Here is a 19095-nt window from a genome sequence, read left to right as displayed (position 1 = left end):
TATTGTACTGTCAACAACAATTATGCATTTTTTTCTAATTTAGTGGAATTATGTCATATTGGTTATAGATATGGTTATTTTCAGCTTTTAGATGGATATTTTTTTGTATATCTAACTCTAATTCTGCTAGCCATATTGACTCTTCTTTTTCAATATAATCAATTATTTTTTTAGAAGATATTAATAAAAAATTATTATAATTATGATAATTTCTAGCTTCTGATTTTATTTCTCTAAAAATATCATAACAAACTGTTTGAAGAGTTTTTACACTTCCTTTGCCATTACAATGCTCACATGGTTGACATAAAGTCCTTGCTAAGCTCTCATGAACCCTTTTACGCGTCATTTCAACCAATCCTAGCTCAGATATATCACTTACACTAGTCTTAGCCTTATCAAACTCTAATTCTTTCTTTAAAGCCTCTAAAACTTGATTTTTATTTGATTGGTCCATCATATCAATGAAATCAACTATTATTATTCCACCTAGATTTCTTAGTCTAAGTTGTCTTGCTAACTCCTTAGTAGCTTCTAAGTTAGTTTTAAATATAGTTTCTTCTAAGTTTTTAGTGCCTATAAAACCACCTGTATTTACATCGATAGTTATCATTGCTTCTGTCTGTTCTATAATTAAATAACCTCCAGATTTTAGAGCAACTTTTTTATCTAATGCCTTATTTATCTCATTATCAATATCAAATTCTTCAAAAATATTATATTTTTGATAAAGTTCAATTTTATCTCTTAAACCTGGAACATACTTATCTGCAAATTGGCAAATTTCTTTATATGAATCAATATTATCTACAAGAATTTTATTAGGATTATCATTAGCAAAAATATTAATAGTTTTTATTATTAGACTAAAATCCTCATATACAACGCCTGGTTTTATGATAGTACTAGAAATATCTAATATATCCTGCCATAAAGTGTCTAAAAATTTTATATCACTTTCTAACTCTTCAAAGCTTGCTCCTTCAGCAGCTGTTCGTAAAATATAGCCGCGTGGATTTTCACTTTGAGTAATCTTTTGTATTGAATCTAATAATCTTTGTTTTTCTTCTTCTTTGTTTATTTTTAGGGATATTCCTATATGATCTAAATCAGGTAGAAAAACTAAAAATCTTGAAGATACTGATAAATGAGATGTTAATTTAACTCCTTTATTACCAATACTTTCTTTGACTACTTGGACTAAAACTTCTTGGCCTTCTCGTAACCATTTATTTATATCCTCAGTGTTTAATTTTTTTAATTTAAAGTTTTCATCTGTTTCATTATCTTCTCTTTCTAAAGGAATTACTTCTGATAAATGTAAAAATCCAGCTTTTTCCAAACCTATATCTACAAAAGCTGCTTGCATTCCTGGTAAGACTCTTATTATTTTACCTTTATAAATATTACCAACTATTCTTTTTTGATTATCTCTTTCTATTAGTATTTCTTTTAGAATATTGTTTTCTTTAACTGCTATTCTTTGTTCATACTTATTTATATTTAGAAAAATTTCTGTATTTAAAGACATTTAGAAAAGATTTTAATTTTTATTAACATTTATTATAAACAAAAAAATTTTATTTTTTATTTTTCATTGTTTTTTCTATTCTATATTTATATAAAGTATATTCTTTCTTTTTTATATTATTATTTATTATGTAGACAAAAAGATGTTGATAACTTTTTAAGAAGTAAGTATTTAAAGGGTTTTTTGAGGATGATAAAGGAGGTATAAGAGTGTCTAAAAAGGATGAAAAATATATGAATAAAAATGTGGATAAAATATAATCAGAATTATCAACAAAAATATTAACATATTTGTGAATAAGTTAATAAACAAGAGATTAAACAAAAAATAAACAAATTAATTAACAGAATTATCCACAAGCTGATTTTTTTATGATTGCTTATTTAGCTCTCTTACAATACAATCTTATTCATTAAATTATTATTAAATTAAAGAAACACCTATCCCTTTATTTATAAGGCGTTTGGATATATTTTTGTTATGACTACATGGAATAAATGCTTAAAAAAAATAAAAAAGAGTCTTTCTACGTTTGAATATAAAACGTGGATAAAGCCTATCTATGTAGAACAAAATAGTAACTTATTCACAATTTATTGTAATAATGAATATTTCAAAAAACATATAAAATCTAAGTATGGCAGTCTTATTTTATCAACAATTCAAGAGTTTCATGGTACTGATTTAATAATAGAATATTCTAACAAAAAGTTTTCTGGTGAAAAAAAATTAGAAGCTGTTTCAGCAGGACCACAAGCTCATTTTTTTAATAAAACTAATATTGAAATCAAAGATGATGATCTAGATGATCATGTAGATGTAAAAGAGCCTAAAAAAACTCAAAAAAAGGCCTCTAAATCTTCATCACAAGAGTTATTTGGCTTCGATGAAGCTATGCTTATCACAGCAAAAGACGATGAACAATATTCTTTTGGTTTACCATTAAAAGAAAAGTATGTTTTTGATAGCTTTGTTGTGGGAGATGCTAACAAAATAGCTAGAGCGGCTGCAATGCAAGTCTCTATTAACCCTGGCAAATTACACAATCCTCTATTTATCTATGGAGGTAGTGGTCTGGGTAAAACTCACTTAATGCAAGCTATAGGTAATCATGCTAGAGATGTTAATCCAAATGCTAGAATTATATATACAAACTCAGAGCAGTTTATTAAAGATTATGTAAACTCTATTCGTTTGCAAGATCAAGATGAATTTCAAAGGGTATATAGATCAGCAGATATACTTTTGATAGATGATATCCAATTTATAGCAGGTAAAGAGGGTACAGCTCAGGAGTTTTTCCATACTTTTAATGCATTATATGAAAGTGGTAAGCAAATAATTTTAACTAGTGATAAATATCCTAATGAGATAGAAGGACTAGAAGAAAGGTTAGTTTCACGTTTTGGTTATGGTTTGACAGTTTCTGTAGATATGCCAGATTTAGAGACTAGAATAGCTATTTTACTTAAAAAAGCTCATGATTTAGGGCAAAAACTACCTAATGAAACAGCTGCATTTATAGCAGAGAATGTCAGAACAAATGTCAGAGAACTTGAAGGAGCTTTAAATAGAGTTTTAACAACCTCTAAATTTAATCATAAAGATCCAACTATAGAAGTTGCTCAATCTTGTTTAAGAGATGTTATAAAAATCCAAGAAAAAAAGGTAAAAATAGATAATATCCAAAAAGTTGTGGCTGATTTTTATAGAATCAGAGTTAAAGATTTAACTTCTAATCAAAGAAGTAGAAATATAGCTAGACCAAGACAAATAGCAATGAGTCTAGCAAGAGAGCTTACATCACATAGTTTACCTGAAATTGGTAATGCTTTTGGTGGTAGAGATCATACTACTGTGATGCATGCTGTTAAAGCAATAACAAAATTAAGACAAAGCAATACATCTATATCTGATGATTATGAGTTGCTTTTAGATAAAATTTCTCGTTAAATATATATATGGTTCATAGGGGTTTTTAAAAAATGAATTTTGTACTAAATAGAGATGACTTACTAAAGCCTTTGCAGTCTATGCTATCTGTGGCTAATAGCAAAAGTACAATGCCTTTATTATCTTGTATCTTATTTGATATAAGTGATAATAATTTGAAAATTACAGCTTCAGATTTAGATACAGAGATATCTTGTAATATAACTGTTAATTGTAATGAAACCGTTAAATTAGCATTAAACGCTGACAAAATTTACAATATAGTTAGAAGTCTTAATGATAATTCTATGATTGATTTTAGAATTATAGAGAATAAAGTAACTATTATTTCTAATAACAGTACTTTTAATCTTATTTCATTAAATGCTGATAACTATCCACTTATTGATAATAATATAAGTGAACAGGCAAGCTTTGATATATCTCAACAAGACTTTCATCATATTATTTCAAAAGTAGATTTTTCTATGGCAAATGATGATACTAGATACTTTCTTAATGGTATGTTTTGGGAGATAAACTCAAATCTTTTAAGAGCTGTATCTACAGATGGACATAGAATGTCAATTACAGAAGCTATAATAGATAGTAAAGTTCTTGATAGTGCTAGCCAGTCAATTATTCCAAGAAAGGCTATATTAGAACTTAAAAAAATTGTTGGTAAATCTGAAGAAACTATCAAAATTTATTTAGGTAAAAACTACCTTAAAGCAGAATTTGGTAGTTATGCTTTTATTTCAAAACTTATTGATGGTCGTTATCCAGATTATCAAAAAGTAATTCCTAAAAATAATACAAAGCTTTTGGCAGTTGATAAACAAGTTTTGAAGAACTCATTATTAAGAACATCAATTCTTGCAAATGATAAATACAAAGGTGTCCGTTTAAATATATCTCAAGGCCAAGTACTTTTATCAGCGAACAATCCTGATAATGAAAAAGCTGAAGATAAAGTAGAAGTTCAGTATAGTGATAATGCAATGGAAATTTGTTTTAACTATAAGTATTTATTAGACATAATAAATGTAATTAATGAAGAAACAATGACAATTTATCTTGATAATCCTAATATGAGTGCTTTGGTGAAGGATGAAAAAGATAATAGTTTATTTATCATTATGCCAATGAAAATTTAGGTAATATTTATCTAAATGAATCTATAAAATAACTCAAAAACAATTACTTTCTATCTGATTTTTGCTAATTATTTAATAATGGATGTATATTTAATCTAATATATAATAAAAAGTTTATTGAGATAAATTATTAGGAATAAATAAGACAGCAATAAAAAAAGGTATGCATAGAAACATTATATAAAAAGCAGGAATCAAAAAGTTTCCAGTAGCTGTAATTAATAATGTTATAATAAATGCTGCTGTTCCGCCAAATATAGAAACACTTATATTAAAACTTAGGCCAAAACCAGTATTTCTATTTCTAACAGGAAATAGTCCCGCTGTATTTGCAAATATTGGCCCAATCACAGCCCCACTTATTATAGCTAAAGCAAAAATAGCAATAGCTACAAATTGATGACTTTTAATAATAGTTTGGTATATTGGTAAAGCAGCAATAAATAAAATTATAGAGGCACAAATTAATACTTTTTTACCTCCAACTTTATCTGCAATATATCCAAATAAAATTGATGAAATCATTAGTATTACTATACTTAAGGTACATATTAATAAAATATGTTTGAAGTCATAATTTAGATAATGGCTGGCGTATGTTGGCATATATGAAATACCCATAAAAACTAAGACAGCTACTAAAGATGATAGAAAAAAAGTAATAATCATATTTTGCCATTCATATTTAATAGCATCACTTATAGGGTTTTTAACAGTAGCATTGTTTTTTTTAAGTTTGATAAAGTCTTGTGTTTCTGATGATCTATATCTGATATATAGTCCAGTAAGTATGATTATAAATCCAAAAATGAAAGGAATTCTCCATCCCCATTCTAGTATCTGAGCATTACTTAGTAATTTAAGTAAACAATAACTAATACTACTAGCAAGTAATAATGCAAAAAAAGAAGAACTTATAAGTAAAGCACCAGAAATATTTTGCTTATTTTTATCAGAACTTTCTAATATAAAGGCTGCTGCTCCACCAATTTCTCCACCAACAGCAAACCCTTGTAATATTCTAATAATCATAAGAAAAATAGGAGCATATATCCCTATTGAAGCATAAGTAGGGAGTATAGCCATAAGTAGAGTAGGTATACCCATAAGTAGAAGGGAGTAAAACAATATTTTCTTTCTGCCATATTTATCACTAAAATATCCAAAAACTAATGCCCCTAAAGGTCTAATAAAAAAACCTAAAGCAAATGCTAAATACGTATATAGTAGTGCTATAAAATATTCCTGCTGAGGTAAAAACAGTTTTGCAATTATTGGAGCAGCAAACATGCCATACATATAAAACTCGTACCAATCTGCAATATTTCCAGCTAATGCAGGTAATATATTTTTTTTAAAATGATTTTTATTCATATAATTACTTATTAACAATATTTTTTAAGTTTAAGCTAATTTTAGCATTAGAGTCTTATTCAATTATATTAAGACTATAGCAATTTCTTTAAAATAAATAGCTAAGTATTTTCATTAAAAATCAAATTAAAGGTTTTATTCAAATAGGAAAATAATTATTAAATTACTATATCTAAGACTTCTTTAGAGTAAAAACATTGATTATTTATTCATATTTAAGAATAATATAGCTACTTAAAAAAGTTAATATTTTATAAAAAATATGAATAATACAAAAAAACCTAGTTTATTTACAGCTATAGCTTTAAGTGTAGGAACCATGGTAGGAAGTGGTTGGCTATATGCATCATACTACGCATCTCAAGCAGCTGGAGCAGCATCGATATTTTCATGGATTATAGGAGCTTTCATCGTTCTTGTAATGGCATTTTTATTAGCAGAGCTTGCTGTTAAATACCAAACAAATGGGTTATTTACCCAGTTAATAACTTTGTCACATAATCAACATTTTGGGTTTGTAACGGGATTGTCAAATTGGATGTTAGGGCTTATTGTTGTGCCATCTGAAGCTATGGCAACTACTCAATATATTTCTTCTATATATAAGCCAATTACTCCTTATATTTTTAATACAGGACAACTTACATTTTTAGGGGTTGTTGTAGTTGTTTTATTTATGTTGATATATACATTAATAAATTATTGGGGAATAAAGTCATTATCAAAAATAAATAACTCTTTAACTTCTTTAAAGGTTATTATTCCAATAGTTACATCTTTGATAATAATGTTTGCAGCATTTCACTCTAGTAACTTTGGTGGTAGCAATGTTAGCTTTATGCCTAAAGGTATAAGTGGAGTATTTAATGCGATTGTCTCTTGTGGTATTTTCTACTCTTTTTTTGGTTTTCAAATGGCAGCTAGCTTTTCAGCTGAACTAGAAAACCCAAAAAGAAACATACCTATAGCTTTAGTCAGTAGTGTACTAATAGTGTTGTTTATATACCTTTTACTGCAGATATCTTTTATAGGCGGTGTGCCTGAAAAAATGCTAGCAAATGGTTGGGGAGGTTTAAATTTTGAGTCTCCATTAGCTCAGTTAGCAGGTATTTTAGGTATAAATGCATTAGCTATAGTTTTATATGCAGATGCGTTAGCTAGTCCATCAGGGACAGGTATTGTATATTTGGGTGGCAGTGCTCGTATGCTTAATGAAATGTCAAAAGCAAAACAAATGCCAGGATATTTTGCTAAAGTAACACAAGGGGTTAATGTATCGCGTACTTCGCTTATATTTACTTTAATTTGCTCTATAGTTTTGATATTTTTCTTTAGAAACTGGCAGATGATAGCATCTTTAACAACAACTTTTATCTTAGTTTCTTGTGTAGCTTTACCTATAGCATATGCAAAAATTAAGAGTAATAAGAATGATCCATTACCAATAAATTATATACCTTTTCCTAAAACGGTAGCTTTCCTTGTATATATGGTTTTGACATATTTATTAATGATAGCAGGAGCACTAAATTTAGTAGTAGCGTTGGTACTTCATATAGTATTTTTCCTAATATATGCGTATATGGATGGTAAAGGAAATATATCTAAAATTATAAAAGCTTTTGCTTCATCATGGGTTATTTTTGCGTATTTAATCATAGAGTTAATATTTGGGTATATCTATGAAAATACTACTGCTTATAGCTTATTCTTTTTAGTATTTATAATTGTATCAGCAGGTTTATACTTATTATTAGTAAATCAAAGAAATTATTGTGATAAATAAAATACTGCTTCTACTATAAAAAATATATTATCCTGTTATTATTTATTAATATGTAGAATTATAGTTTTTACATATGGATCATATTTTATTCTCTTATTGTTTAGATGCCGAAGGTGGAGCAACGCGACTAGATCGAAAAAATGATACAAATAAATTAGATAGTGCGGCTCATAAAATTATTTGGACACATTTAGACGCAAAAAAACCACAAACTAAAGAATGGTTAAATCAAGAATTAGGTTCTTTGGATCCTTTTATTACAGATGCATTACTTGCTGAGGAGACAAGGCCAAGGTTTATACAAATAAACGATGGTATGTTGATAATCTTAAGAGGTATGAATCCTAATAAAGATAATAATCCTGAAGATATGATCTCAATAAGACTATGGATAGATAAGACTCGTATAATTAGTACACGCTTTAGGTCGCTAAATTTATTTAATGATATTAAAAAAAGCTTAAAAGATAAAACATGGCCTAAAAATTCTGCGGATTTTATAACAACTGTTATAGCCAAACTTTCTAATCGTATGGAACCAGTTTTATCAGAGCTTGATGATAGGCTCATAGATATTGAAGAGAAAACTATAGAGCCATCAGATAATGATTTAAGAGAATCTATCATTGATTTACGCAAACAAACAATAGTTTTTAGAAGATATTTGATACCTCAAAGGGATGTGATTGAACAGTTACGCTTAAGTAGTTTAAGTTGGCTAACTAGCTCTCATAAGCGTTATTTAGTAGAAATATATAATCATGTAGTACGTTATATAGAGGATCTTGAGCAAGCCCGTGATCGCTTACAGGTTGTCAAAGATGAAATCACAAATAGTTTAAGTGATAAGCTTAATAAAAAAATGTATTTTTTAGCTATTATTGCAGCTATATTTTTACCATTGAGTTTTCTTACAGGACTTTTAGGTATAAACGTTGCGGGAATACCAGGGTCACAAAATGCCAATGCTTTTTGGATATTTTTGGTTATTTTATTAGTTATTGTAATATTTCAGCTATATTTATTTAAAAAGTTGAAGTGGCTTTGAGTATTATGAAGTTTTAGGATTTGTTATTCTTGGCAGTTATAATTGCCAAAGTCATCTTTAATACAATGACGGCCACAGATTATTTTATTATAGTTATCAACGTGGCAAGCATCTTTTTTATAAGAAGCACATCTAACTTCAAAACCATTAGATACACAGCCATAGCCACATGTAGCACCAATACCAAATTTTGCTATACATTGCATATTTCTTTTAGGCGCGCATGCACCTGTTAAAGCACCGTCTGAGGCACAGTGGTAACCACATTTTTTCTCAGTTCCAACATTAATGCATTCCCATTCGCCTTTATGTCTATGATGGTGGTGGTGATGGTAATAGTCATCACCATCACTATCATCAATGTAAGCTGTATTTGAGTAGCCTTCTGATGCTGATACTTGATATCCAGCCATTGAATCACAGGCATACAGCATTATTGCCATAGTAATAATAAGTATCTTTTGGAATAAACTTTTCATAATATATATTTGATATACTAAATCATTCAGTTTTCGTATCATAACACAAAAAGTTTAATTAATTGAATCTTTCTACCAACTTAACACTAGAGTGTTATTATTTATAGATTTCTGTTGATTTATAAAAAAGTAAATCTATATTAAGAGCTCTAATAGAAGTTTTATTTATGCTTGTGATATTTATGTGATTAAGGATTTAAGGTGTAAATTTAAGGTTTTATAACTTTTATATTAAACTCTTTGCGTATATCTTTAAGAGGGATATTTAAATAGTTGTCATAATTATACCAATCCCATTTTTTAGACATTTTATAGGCTTTAAAAGCTGCTAGTAAGCATACTGGAATGTACTTAAACATTACCAAATAAACAACAAATTTATATTTATATTTTTTAAGGTAGCTATTTATAACTGTTTTATAATCTACAAATTTAAAAAATTCTTTATAGCCTTTTAAGGTAACATTAGAACCAAATAAGGTCCAAGTATCATTTATAGCTTCTCCTCTAATTTCAAAAGGAACAGTTCCAAATAAAACATGTGTAATATCATGATTTTTAAACCACTTACTAGCTTCATCGTGACCATCATTGGAGTTTAAAAAGGGATAGTTTTTATTGTATTCCTGTAAGCCTTGATCTAGTGTAAGCTCACAGCTCTGTTCTAAGTATTTCATTTGATAATAAATTTGAAAAAAGAGTTTGTATATAAGAGTATTATAAATTAAAAGTATAATAAAAGACTAAATAAAATTAGTTTTGAGATTCTTTATTATTATCACAACATTTTTTATCAGAATCCTCTTTGCCACAGGATTTGCTACATTGAGAATCACAACAATGGCCATTTTTATGGCATTTAGCTGCAAATAAAACTAAAACGATAGAAATGACAGTTAACCAAGTGTTATCTTGTACAGATCCTGGAAATATACATAAAATTAAAGTAATAATTTTTAGTGCTATAGCGACACCAAGTATAGTTAAAAATATTGCCACAGCACATAATCCAAACTTCTTACCACAAGATTCATTTTCTTTAAATGGGCACTTCATTTGCATTCTCCTTTTATTTTAATTGCTATTATATTTTACCAATAAAAATAAACTTAGCATAGAGAATAAAAATTAACAAAAATTCATATTTAGTGCTTAGTTATATAGTTTAGACTAACTGCAAAAAGAATAATTATTAGAGATATCCAAACAGTTATATTTGATGGATCATGGTTAATTAGAATACCAAAGATTACCCCAAACAGAGGTACAAGATAATTTGTAAAAGATGTAAATACTGGACCGGCAAGGTTTATAAGAGAAGAGTATAAGAAATAAACTATTCCAGCACAAAAAATTCCTAAGTATATTAATGAAGATAATGAAAGTGCTGAACAGTGAATACTATTGTAGTTAGGTCTAAATAGAATTATCAAAATAACTATTTGTATAGTTGAAGAAATAAGAAGGTTTCTTGAAACTATAATTGGATGATCATCAAAGCAAAACTTACTTAATAATAATAAAGACAATGCAAAAGATGTTGTTGCGACTAATATAGCAAGTATTCCTAGTATATTAAATGAATGATTTTCTGATATTAAGCTAGGATAAAAGAGCACTATAAGGCCAATGAATCCAACAGAAATACTTAATATATTTGATATAGTAATTTTGGATTTTACAATAAAAGGACCTAATAAAACCACAAAGAAGGGTACTGTTCCCGTTAAAATAGCTGTAATCGAAGGGCTAGCAAATTTTTGTCCCCATGGTATTAGCATAAAAGGCATAGTAGCTTCTAAAAAAGCTATTAATGAATAGATAGCAAAGCCTTTCTTAAAAGGATTTGATTTTAGACCTAATAAGTAGCAAACACCACAAAGTATAATACAGCCAATAGAAGACCTTGCTAGAGCAATAAGTATAGGAGGGAAGTTTTCAATAGCTTCTTTTTGAACAATAAATTGAGATCCCCAAATAAGACCAATGGCAAGAAGAAGAGTATATTTTTTTAACATTTCTATTTAATAATATATTAATAAGCTGCTAATTTTATATAAATTTTTTGAATAATACTAGAGATAGAAAAAATAGAATATTATTTATTACCAGAAAAAATCATGATTATTATTTGTTTTATTGGTAAGTAATTTGCCGTAGTTACTTTTTGCTAAAGGTGTTGTAGAAAAGTGATCTGGTCTATGTTGGAGCACACAGCCATTTAAAAATATTATTAAAAAAATAAATAGAAAGATTTTTTTCATTTTATAATATTTATAATTGTTGTCTACTATTTAAATAATATCTTTTTGTGAATTAATTTAATAGGGTATGATTAAAAAATAGCATCTTTGGTATGTTATTGCTTTATTTATTTTTTAAAATAAATACTATGTTATAAAAATATAAGAAATTTAGAGAAGCTATCAGTTATGATGAATGAAGAATATCTATTAGATAATTATGAAAGACCTAAATTAGAAACTCCTGATGGTAGCAAAAAAATATTACTACATTCATGTTGTGCTCCTTGTGCAGGAGAAGTAATGGATGCATTAGCAGCATCAGATATAGATGTTACTATCTATTTTTATAATCCAAATATTCATCCAACTGAAGAATATATAATTAGAAAAGAAGAAAATAAGAGATATGCTGATAAATTAGGAATGGCATTTGTTGATGCTGATTATGATAAAGATAACTGGTTTAACTTAGCTAAAGGTATGGAAAATGAGCCAGAAAGAGGTATCAGATGTACTATGTGTTTTGATATGAGGTTTGTCAAAACAGCTGAGTATGCGAGTAAAAATGGTTTTTCTCTTATATCTAGTACATTAGGGATTTCTAAATGGAAAAATATGGAGCAAATAAATACTTCAGGTAAAAAAGCAGCTTCTTTATTTGAAAATATACAATATTGGGATTTTAACTGGCGTAAAAAAGGTGGCTCATATAGGATGTTAGAAATATCAAAAAAAGAGAAATTCTATCAGCAAGAGTATTGTGGTTGTGCTTATAGCCTTAGAGATACTAATAAGTGGCGAGTTGAAAATGGTAAAGAAAAAATCAAAAGAGGCGTTAAGTATTACTCAAACTAAACTTTATCTAAGTAAGCTGCTTTTTCCAAAGTTTATTTAAACTCAGAAAAAAAATTATAATAGTACTAAGCAATAAAGGTATAATCAGGAATATAAAGCTTTTATCAAAAACTTTTATATTAATACTTCCTATTAAAGGTCCCCCATTTAAGTACACACTAATATAGCTTGTAAGGTTTTGAAACATTGCTGCGCTTAAGCATATAATCGTATTGACTATAGCAAATGATGTAGTCTTTATTTGAGAGGGTAGTAGCTCTTTGACAACAGAGTATGTTAGTAACATACTAGCCACAAAAAAGCCCAGTATGAAAAATAGCATATATAGGGCGTACGTAGGAATGAGTTTATACAAAAATATTATTGAAGAAAAAACTAATATTGTAAATATATTACATATGAGCATCCAAGCCTTCTTTTTTCCAAATAAGTTTGTAATAAATCCATGAAATGGTCCACCAAAAGCAATACCTATAAATAGCATAACACTTATTTTTGCTGCATTAGCTGCTGTTAAGCCATAAACTTGTTGTAAAAATATAACATCATATAGTTCAGAAAATGAGCCAATAACTATACCTGCCATTAATCCAGCATATACAGCTAATAGCCATAGTTCTTTACTTAATAAAAGCTTTAATCTCTTAAAAAAGTCTAGATGATTAGAGTTTTGATATATTGAACTATTAAAGCTTGGATATTTTAAAAAGAGTATAATAATAATACTCCATATAACGCCAAAATAGCCTATTATTTCTAATGCTAAATGCCAATTAGAAAATGAGACTAAATAAACTAAGAATACTTGTCCAAATATACCTCCAAGAACTCCTATTGTATTTGTAAGTCCTACAGCAATAGAAAAAAACTTACTTGGTAACACATCTGAAGCCACTTTTAAGGTACCAATATAAGCAACAGCAGAGCCTATAGCTATTATAACTCTACCAATGAACATATTATGTAGACTTGTATCATAGGTAAATAATAGAATTCCTAAACTCATTATAAAGCATGAAACTGATAGTACTAATCTTCAACTATATTTATCTAGTAATATACCAATAGGAATTTGAGATATTGCATAGATAGGGAAATATATGCTCATTGTATAGGCAATATCTTCAATACTCACTCCCATATCAGCAGCTATTGGCTTTATCAAAACACTTGGGGCTGTATGTTGAAAGTAGTCTAGGCCATAAAAAATTGCAGCAATGAACCAAATACTCCAACTTATTACGAAGCTATATTTTAAGTTTTTCATTTATTATGCTATATGGCCGAAATATAGTTATAGTATATATAAAATAGATATAAAGTATTTAAATTTATCAGCAACTTAGGAGTATGAACTTTATAAATATTATTTTAACTACTTGTGATAAATATAATGTTTAATGTATTGAAGATACTTTTGATTGCTAGACTTTAAATTCTTTAATAACTACATCAATATTAGATATCTTTTTTATTGACTTATGAATCTCATCAGATGTATGATCTGGTTTTGTTTTAACAACAAAGCTCAAAGAACTAGATTTTTTATATAGTCTATTAATGATACTTTTTTTAGAGTTGTCTTCTAATAAAGTAACCTCATATCCTACTTTACTTTGAAGATTGTACCAGCAATTTATTACGTAGTTCCTTATTGTCTCATCACTAATTCTATTAACTACATGAGTCATATTTACTTCTTGTATTATATTGTGATTATCAGAGACATAATGAGATTTTATAATCGACAATAAAAGCCTCATTTGTCGGTTTTCAACTAAGATACTCTTGTACATGATTGGTCTCCTTATAGTTTCTAAATAAAGTAGATTTGTCAGTAAATAATATTTTTATTTTGTTATTATTTTCTTTCATTTTTAAACCTACTTTTGTTATTCACCTTTTGTATAAAAAACTTCATTTATAAAAAGTACTATAAGGAGTACGGAAATTAATCTTAGCATTTTTTCTGCTTTAAAATAGACTTGAATTTTTTTTAAAATTGCTCTCCTTATTGATATTTCTACATAAATTGATATATAAAAAATTCTTATATTTTTTTTGCTTGACTTAAGACTAGTTTTAAAAATTTGAGGTTGTATTAGAGCTCAAAAATAGAGTAGGCAATAGTTAAGGATAGATTACATATACTTTTAATAATTAGAAAAATATAATCATAAATTATTTTGATTGCCATTTGATATTTTTGGGATCTTTATAGCTATTTTTGACAATTTTATACGTACCAAAATCAAAGTTTACTTTCTCGCCAGTTTGTAGTTTTGTTGTTTGGATAAAAGTGTGATCTTTTGAGTCAAAGGATAGTTTTAGATAAGCTGTCTTACTACCCCAGTCATTAGATGGCATTGAGATATGATAAATTGTAAAAGTGTTTTGCTTAAAGTTGCCACCTTCTAGAGTATAAACACCATAATGACTTTCACCAGGAGAAATAACTTTATATACGCCGTTATCATAGTAGAAAACGTTTGCGCCATGCCATGGTTTCTTGGAGTACATTTTTTGATAATATAACTCCAGCTCATAGGTTGGTTTACCTACTTTTACATTTATCTCAGGAGCCGAAGTATTCGTTGCTGCATAAGTTATGCTTAGGCAAATAAAAGCCAAAAGTATCGTTATTAATTTTTTCATGATTTTTTCCTATTTTTATATTTGATAAATTTAAGTAAATCTACATTTTGTCATAAAAACAGCTATAAAAGAAAGTATAAATACTTTCATCTTATGCATATATTTATATAGGTTTATATAGGGTAATTGCTGATTTCTAATAATCTTTGTTTGCTTGCTGAAATTAGATCTGTAATAACCTTATGATAGATATTATCTGGTAAATCCCAGTAATGCCAAAATAGTGGCATTTTCCAGACGTGTTGATAGTCTAAAATAACAAGTTGATTGTTTGCAATTTCATTTAAAATGTCAGGTTTTGGTAAGAGAGCATATCCTTTACTTTGAAGACACATTTGCTTAAAACCTTTTACAGAAGGGATAATATGGCAGTTATCCATATTGGCTTGAAAATTATAAAACTTATCCATAAATCTAAAGTTTAGTTGATCATATTGATTAAAAAGTAATGAAGGCGCTTGTTTAAGAGCTTCAACCCAAGCAGTATGATTATTTTTAACTTTTTTGAAATATTGATTATAAAAATCAGCAGAGCAAACTAATAGATACTCGACTTCACCGAGTTTCTCAACACAACAACCATTAAATGTTTTTTCCAAAGTGCTAATGCACGATAAAACCTCACCTTTCTGCAATAATTTATGTGTCATTTCTTGGTCGAATGTTTTGAGGTTAAATCTTATTAAGTCAGGAATTTTCACAGTTTCTAGAACATCGATAAACCAGGTATCTAAACTATCTTGGTTTATTGCTATAGAAATATGTAAATTATTAGTTTCGGTGACTTGCTTTTCTTTTAAGAAGCTAGACTCTAGCCATTCAACTTTTGCTAAATGACTTAATAAGTCCTGACCTAGCTTTGTAACTTTATATGGTAGTACTCTTACTAATATAGGGGTTCCAAATTTAATCTCGAGAGACTTTATTCTTTGGGATACTGCTGATTGGGTAATACATAGTTTATTTGCAGCAAGTTCAAAACTTTGAAGCTCAATAACTTCTTTTAGTGCTTGAATAGATTTATAGTCAATCATAGCTATTAGTTTATCTAATGATTAATAATATTTATTAATTATACTAATGAAGATGTCTATGCTAAAGTTTTATCCCATAAATATCTAAATGGATTTAAAATAATGGCATTTCTATCAGGATTTAGTTTAGGCCTGTCTCTAATTTTAGGAATAGGTGCGCAAAATATTTTTGTATTAAAGCAAGCAATCAAAAAAAATTATGCCATTAGCACAGCAGTTATTTGTTTTTGTTGTGATGTTATATTGATATTGCTTAGTGTTTTACTAACTACTACTATGGTTAAGTATCTTCCTATTGTGCGTCCAATATTACTTATTTTTGCGATTATATTTCTGGTTTATTATGGTGGGTTATCAATAAAGTCATCATTTTTGAATAAGAAAATATTAGATGAGAAATTTCATCAACTTAGTTTTGTAAAAGTTCTTATTTTAAGTATGTCTTTTAGCTTACTTAATCCTCAAGCCATTTTAGATATTGTAGTACTTTTGGGAGGGGTAGCCGCTAGCTATAGTACAAATATTTTAAAAATTGAATTTATGCTAGGTGCAGGGTTTGCAAGCTTAGTTTGGTTTTCTTTTTTGACAATGTCTGGGGTTTTCTTAAGGAAATTTATTCAAAAGGTTGTTGTTTGGCAATGGTTAGAACGTATAACAGGAGTATTGATGTTTATTATAGCAATAGATTGTATACTGTTGTTATTTACGAAATAAATTAATACAGATACTTTTTCTCATAAGGTGTATTAGATTAATATAAATGTAATAAATACTGTTTGATAAGGTAGTTATGAAAACTTTAGATTTTAAAAGATTATATTCCGATTTTACAAATATGTTTGATTTATGCAGATATACAGACGAGTCTTTAGAGGAAGAAATCATTAGAAGAGTTAAAGAAGATAATATTACTCAAGGTATGTTTCTCTTTAGATTTAAGTTAGTGATTTTTAAATTTGAAGTAATAGGTGATTCTATTGAGTATATTGGTTATGAGAAATAGTTAACGCCAGCTGCTGTATAAAATATTAATCTTTAACTCTAAGCATTTTATTCTTAATTAGAAGGCTTTCTTTAGGTCGTATATACACGCTTAAAATAAACCACAAGCTTTTAATTGATCAAGATCCATATTATCTGAAGTTCAAAACTCTAGGTAGTTCAAAATATACAAGGAGAGTTTAATGACTAATAGAAATTTCTATGAATTGCATAAATCTTTTTTAGCTTATGGTGATAAGTTAGCGATTTGTCGTCTAAAAGAAAAAGATGTCATACAATCTATTACATATAAGCAGCTATATAATAAAGTTTTTAATAATTATCAAAATATTTATAACTCTAAAATTAAGCATCAAAATGTTTGTATATTAACGACAGATGTTATCAATTTCACTTCAGCTTTAATAGCTCTTATGTTATCTGGGAATACAGTCACTATTTATGAACAAATAACAGATCAAGATAGTCTAGACAATTATTGTAAAAAGCTTAAAGAAAGAATTGCTGATAGTAAATCTGAAGTGTTGATTTGTGATGAAGCTGATATTTCAAGGCTTGCTAAAATAGATTGTCGATTACTATCTTTTAAAGAACTAGATAAACAAGTAGAGACATCTGTTGAGATTAATGAAGTAAGAGATGGAACTTTAGTACAATACTCTTCTGGCTCAACAAGTGTACCAAAAGGAATTATTTTAGGTGATGAGAATATACTTGAAAATATAAATGAAAGCCGAGAGATTTGGGGTGTGATATACGAAGATAAATGTCTACTGTGGTCAAAATACTCGCATTTATATGGTTTAGCAACTAGTCTTCTTTTACCTTTATCTATAGGCTCAAGTTTATATCAGGTTGATACTGATGAAATACTAACAAACCCAGCTTATTTAGTAGAAATAATATCAAAATATAAGATTAACTTTCTAGGAGCATTAAACTTTATATATGATTTATGTACAAACTATACAAGTGATGATTTAGATATTGATCTATCAAGTTTAAGAGTAGCTGTTGTTGCGGGAGAGATAGTAAAGAAAAAAACATTAATAGAATTTTACAACAAGTTTAAAAGTAAAGGTTTCTCATTTGAGGCTTTTTGTCCTTCTTATGGAATGACTGAGATGGCAGGTTTTGTTTCGGTGGCAGCACCAGCAAGTATGTCTAAGTCAGATGAGTCTTATAGTACTAGTGTTGGCAAGCCTTTACAAAGTAAAGAAGTTTTGATTATAGATGATAACAATAAACTATGTGGCGAAGGCGAACCTGGAGAAATAGTAGTAATAGGAGGTTTTATTGGATATAACAAAAGCTCCTTAAACACGGATGATTTATTTTATATAGAGCCATCAACAAATAAAAAATTCTTTAGGACAGGCGATATTGGCTATATCAAAAATAATCAAATATACATAGCAAGCCGTAAAAAAGAAGTTATTGTTCAAAATGGCAAAAAACATTATCCAATAGATATAGAAAATATTTCCTGTGATGCTCATAGCTGTTTTGATAAATATGTTGTAGCTTTTTCATATTTGGATAATGATCTTACTGAAAAGGTTGTTATAGTGCAGTCAGTAAAAGATATTAAGGCTGATGAAGTTTCTTCTTTAGTGAATAAGGTTAGAAGAGATGTTTATAATAAGATGTTAATAAATATTGATGATATTGTTTTTATGAAGAGTATATATTTCCCATTAAGTAAAATGGGGAAAATATTGAGAAAAAGTGTTCAAGAGTAATATCTATCAAAAAACTTAAACGTTATAAAGTTTGAGAGAACAAATGGCCATGAAGATATAGATCAAAAATATATACCGATAGTTGATATTTGGAAGAGAGTTTTAAATATTGATGATATCTATAGTGAGGATGCAGATTTTTTTGAACTAGGAGGTAGTTCATTAAGAGTATTAGAATTAATTAGGCTCTGTGCACAAAAATAAATTTTCATCGAAGCCAAATAAAAGTACAAGCTAATTTAATCATTCCTAGA

General features: G+C 28.0%; 18 protein-coding genes and 1 pseudogene. 9 read left to right on the top strand and 10 right to left on the bottom strand.

From position 1 onward, the window contains the following. Nucleotides 1-34 precede the first annotated feature (34 nt). Complete coding sequence (locus tag AB8E56_RS06570; protein ID WP_329479314.1) at nucleotides 35-1531, bottom strand: Rne/Rng family ribonuclease; 1497 nt, start codon at nucleotides 1529-1531, stop codon at nucleotides 35-37. A 480-nt stretch (nucleotides 1532-2011) separates the two neighbouring features. Between AB8E56_RS06570 and dnaA the strand changes: the two genes are divergently transcribed. Both dnaA and dnaN read left to right on the top strand, forming a co-directional pair. Continuing rightward, nucleotides 2012-3484: a chromosomal replication initiator protein DnaA gene (dnaA, locus tag AB8E56_RS06565; RefSeq protein ID WP_329479312.1), complete on the top strand. Its 1473-nt coding sequence runs from the start codon at nucleotides 2012-2014 to the stop codon at nucleotides 3482-3484. Nucleotides 3485-3516: 32 nt separating this feature from the next. Beyond that, a complete protein-coding gene (dnaN, locus tag AB8E56_RS06560; protein WP_329479310.1) occupies nucleotides 3517-4620 on the top strand; it encodes a DNA polymerase III subunit beta in 1104 nt (367 codons plus the stop codon). Between the two features lie 114 nt (nucleotides 4621-4734). On the opposite strand, the gene AB8E56_RS06555 is transcribed toward dnaN, so the two are convergent. After that, the gene (locus AB8E56_RS06555) at nucleotides 4735-5994 is read right to left on the bottom strand and encodes an MFS transporter (protein WP_329479308.1); all 1260 of its coding nucleotides are present in this window, start codon (nucleotides 5992-5994) and stop codon (nucleotides 4735-4737) included. A gap of 262 nt (nucleotides 5995-6256) precedes the next feature. Here AB8E56_RS06555 and AB8E56_RS06550 point away from each other — a divergent pair, with 262 nt between their 5' ends. Further along, a complete protein-coding gene (locus AB8E56_RS06550; RefSeq protein WP_329479306.1) occupies nucleotides 6257-7780 on the top strand; it encodes an APC family permease in 1524 nt (507 codons plus the stop codon). A gap of 73 nt (nucleotides 7781-7853) precedes the next feature. Further along, nucleotides 7854-8828, top strand: coding sequence for a zinc transporter ZntB (locus tag AB8E56_RS06545; protein WP_329479304.1), 975 nt, complete (start codon nucleotides 7854-7856; stop codon nucleotides 8826-8828). Nucleotides 8829-8851: 23 nt separating this feature from the next. On the opposite strand, the gene AB8E56_RS06540 is transcribed toward AB8E56_RS06545, so the two are convergent. The 4 genes from AB8E56_RS06540 to AB8E56_RS06525 all read right to left on the bottom strand — a co-directional run bounded on the left by AB8E56_RS06540 (nucleotide 8852) and on the right by AB8E56_RS06525 (nucleotide 11325). Next, the gene (locus tag AB8E56_RS06540) at nucleotides 8852-9307 is read right to left on the bottom strand and encodes a hypothetical protein (RefSeq protein WP_329479302.1); all 456 of its coding nucleotides are present in this window, start codon (nucleotides 9305-9307) and stop codon (nucleotides 8852-8854) included. 209 nt (nucleotides 9308-9516) lie between these two features. Then, nucleotides 9517-9984, bottom strand: a complete 468-nt coding sequence (locus AB8E56_RS06535; RefSeq protein WP_329479300.1) for a hypothetical protein — start codon at nucleotides 9982-9984, stop codon at nucleotides 9517-9519. A gap of 76 nt (nucleotides 9985-10060) precedes the next feature. Beyond that, nucleotides 10061-10363: a hypothetical protein gene (locus AB8E56_RS06530; protein ID WP_329479298.1), complete on the bottom strand. Its 303-nt coding sequence runs from the start codon at nucleotides 10361-10363 to the stop codon at nucleotides 10061-10063. An 89-nt stretch (nucleotides 10364-10452) separates the two neighbouring features. Then, entirely contained in the window at nucleotides 10453-11325 is an 873-nt protein-coding gene (locus tag AB8E56_RS06525; RefSeq protein ID WP_329479296.1) for a DMT family transporter, read from the bottom strand. A 414-nt stretch (nucleotides 11326-11739) separates the two neighbouring features. On the opposite strand from AB8E56_RS06525, the gene AB8E56_RS06520 reads away from it, so the two are divergent. Beyond that, a complete protein-coding gene (locus AB8E56_RS06520; protein ID WP_329479294.1) occupies nucleotides 11740-12408 on the top strand; it encodes an epoxyqueuosine reductase QueH in 669 nt (222 codons plus the stop codon). 7 nt (nucleotides 12409-12415) lie between these two features. Here AB8E56_RS06520 and AB8E56_RS06515 read toward each other — a convergent pair. The 4 genes and pseudogenes from AB8E56_RS06515 to AB8E56_RS06500 form a co-directional block, all read right to left on the bottom strand. After that, nucleotides 12416-13675, bottom strand: a pseudogene (locus AB8E56_RS06515) (MFS transporter). 157 nt (nucleotides 13676-13832) lie between these two features. Next, a complete protein-coding gene (locus AB8E56_RS06510; RefSeq protein ID WP_329479333.1) occupies nucleotides 13833-14207 on the bottom strand; it encodes a normocyte binding protein 2b in 375 nt (124 codons plus the stop codon). Nucleotides 14208-14589: 382 nt separating this feature from the next. After that, entirely contained in the window at nucleotides 14590-15063 is a 474-nt protein-coding gene (locus AB8E56_RS06505; protein ID WP_329479292.1) for a hypothetical protein, read from the bottom strand. A gap of 113 nt (nucleotides 15064-15176) precedes the next feature. Then, nucleotides 15177-16097 carry an ArgP/LysG family DNA-binding transcriptional regulator gene (locus AB8E56_RS06500; RefSeq protein ID WP_329479290.1) on the bottom strand — a complete coding sequence of 307 codons (921 nt, stop codon included), beginning with the start codon at nucleotides 16095-16097 and terminating at the stop codon, nucleotides 15177-15179. A 102-nt stretch (nucleotides 16098-16199) separates the two neighbouring features. Between AB8E56_RS06500 and AB8E56_RS06495 the strand changes: the two genes are divergently transcribed. From AB8E56_RS06495 to AB8E56_RS06480, 4 genes are all read left to right on the top strand, one after another. Further along, a complete protein-coding gene (locus AB8E56_RS06495; RefSeq protein ID WP_329479288.1) occupies nucleotides 16200-16811 on the top strand; it encodes a LysE family transporter in 612 nt (203 codons plus the stop codon). A gap of 76 nt (nucleotides 16812-16887) precedes the next feature. After that, nucleotides 16888-17100: a hypothetical protein gene (locus tag AB8E56_RS06490; protein ID WP_329479286.1), complete on the top strand. Its 213-nt coding sequence runs from the start codon at nucleotides 16888-16890 to the stop codon at nucleotides 17098-17100. A 181-nt stretch (nucleotides 17101-17281) separates the two neighbouring features. Next, complete coding sequence (locus AB8E56_RS06485; RefSeq protein WP_329479284.1) at nucleotides 17282-18841, top strand: AMP-binding protein; 1560 nt, start codon at nucleotides 17282-17284, stop codon at nucleotides 18839-18841. A 24-nt stretch (nucleotides 18842-18865) separates the two neighbouring features. After that, entirely contained in the window at nucleotides 18866-19045 is a 180-nt protein-coding gene (locus tag AB8E56_RS06480) for an acyl carrier protein (protein WP_369518644.1), read from the top strand. The last annotated feature ends 50 nt before the right edge of the window (nucleotides 19046-19095 follow it).

It is taken from the genome of Francisella sp. 19X1-34, from assembly GCF_041102755.1.
Taxonomy (GTDB): domain Bacteria; phylum Pseudomonadota; class Gammaproteobacteria; order Francisellales; family Francisellaceae; genus Francisella.
Note: the sequence above shows the minus strand (reverse complement) of the source record. Positions and strands in the feature narration are given on the sequence as shown.

What these genes read in the sequence shown, in the direction of transcription:
- AB8E56_RS06540 (WP_329479302.1), bottom strand. Translation starts at nt 9,307, where the DNA reads ATGAAAAGTTTATTCCAAAAGATACTTATTATTACTATGGCAATAATG.
- dnaA (WP_329479312.1), top strand. Translation starts at nt 2,012, where the DNA reads ATGACTACATGGAATAAATGCTTAAAAAAAATAAAAAAGAGTCTTTCT.
- dnaN (WP_329479310.1), top strand. Translation starts at nt 3,517, where the DNA reads ATGAATTTTGTACTAAATAGAGATGACTTACTAAAGCCTTTGCAGTCT.
- AB8E56_RS06520 (WP_329479294.1), top strand. Translation starts at nt 11,740, where the DNA reads ATGATGAATGAAGAATATCTATTAGATAATTATGAAAGACCTAAATTA.
- AB8E56_RS06490 (WP_329479286.1), top strand. Translation starts at nt 16,888, where the DNA reads ATGAAAACTTTAGATTTTAAAAGATTATATTCCGATTTTACAAATATG.
- AB8E56_RS06545 (WP_329479304.1), top strand. Translation starts at nt 7,854, where the DNA reads ATGGATCATATTTTATTCTCTTATTGTTTAGATGCCGAAGGTGGAGCA.
- AB8E56_RS06525 (WP_329479296.1), bottom strand. Translation starts at nt 11,325, where the DNA reads ATGTTAAAAAAATATACTCTTCTTCTTGCCATTGGTCTTATTTGGGGA.
- AB8E56_RS06505 (WP_329479292.1), bottom strand. Translation starts at nt 15,063, where the DNA reads ATGAAAAAATTAATAACGATACTTTTGGCTTTTATTTGCCTAAGCATA.
- AB8E56_RS06495 (WP_329479288.1), top strand. Translation starts at nt 16,200, where the DNA reads ATGGCATTTCTATCAGGATTTAGTTTAGGCCTGTCTCTAATTTTAGGA.
- AB8E56_RS06570 (WP_329479314.1), bottom strand. Translation starts at nt 1,531, where the DNA reads ATGTCTTTAAATACAGAAATTTTTCTAAATATAAATAAGTATGAACAA.
- AB8E56_RS06555 (WP_329479308.1), bottom strand. Translation starts at nt 5,994, where the DNA reads ATGAATAAAAATCATTTTAAAAAAAATATATTACCTGCATTAGCTGGA.
- AB8E56_RS06500 (WP_329479290.1), bottom strand. Translation starts at nt 16,097, where the DNA reads ATGATTGACTATAAATCTATTCAAGCACTAAAAGAAGTTATTGAGCTT.
- AB8E56_RS06550 (WP_329479306.1), top strand. Translation starts at nt 6,257, where the DNA reads ATGAATAATACAAAAAAACCTAGTTTATTTACAGCTATAGCTTTAAGT.
- AB8E56_RS06530 (WP_329479298.1), bottom strand. Translation starts at nt 10,363, where the DNA reads ATGAAGTGCCCATTTAAAGAAAATGAATCTTGTGGTAAGAAGTTTGGA.
- AB8E56_RS06535 (WP_329479300.1), bottom strand. Translation starts at nt 9,984, where the DNA reads ATGAAATACTTAGAACAGAGCTGTGAGCTTACACTAGATCAAGGCTTA.
- AB8E56_RS06485 (WP_329479284.1), top strand. Translation starts at nt 17,282, where the DNA reads ATGACTAATAGAAATTTCTATGAATTGCATAAATCTTTTTTAGCTTAT.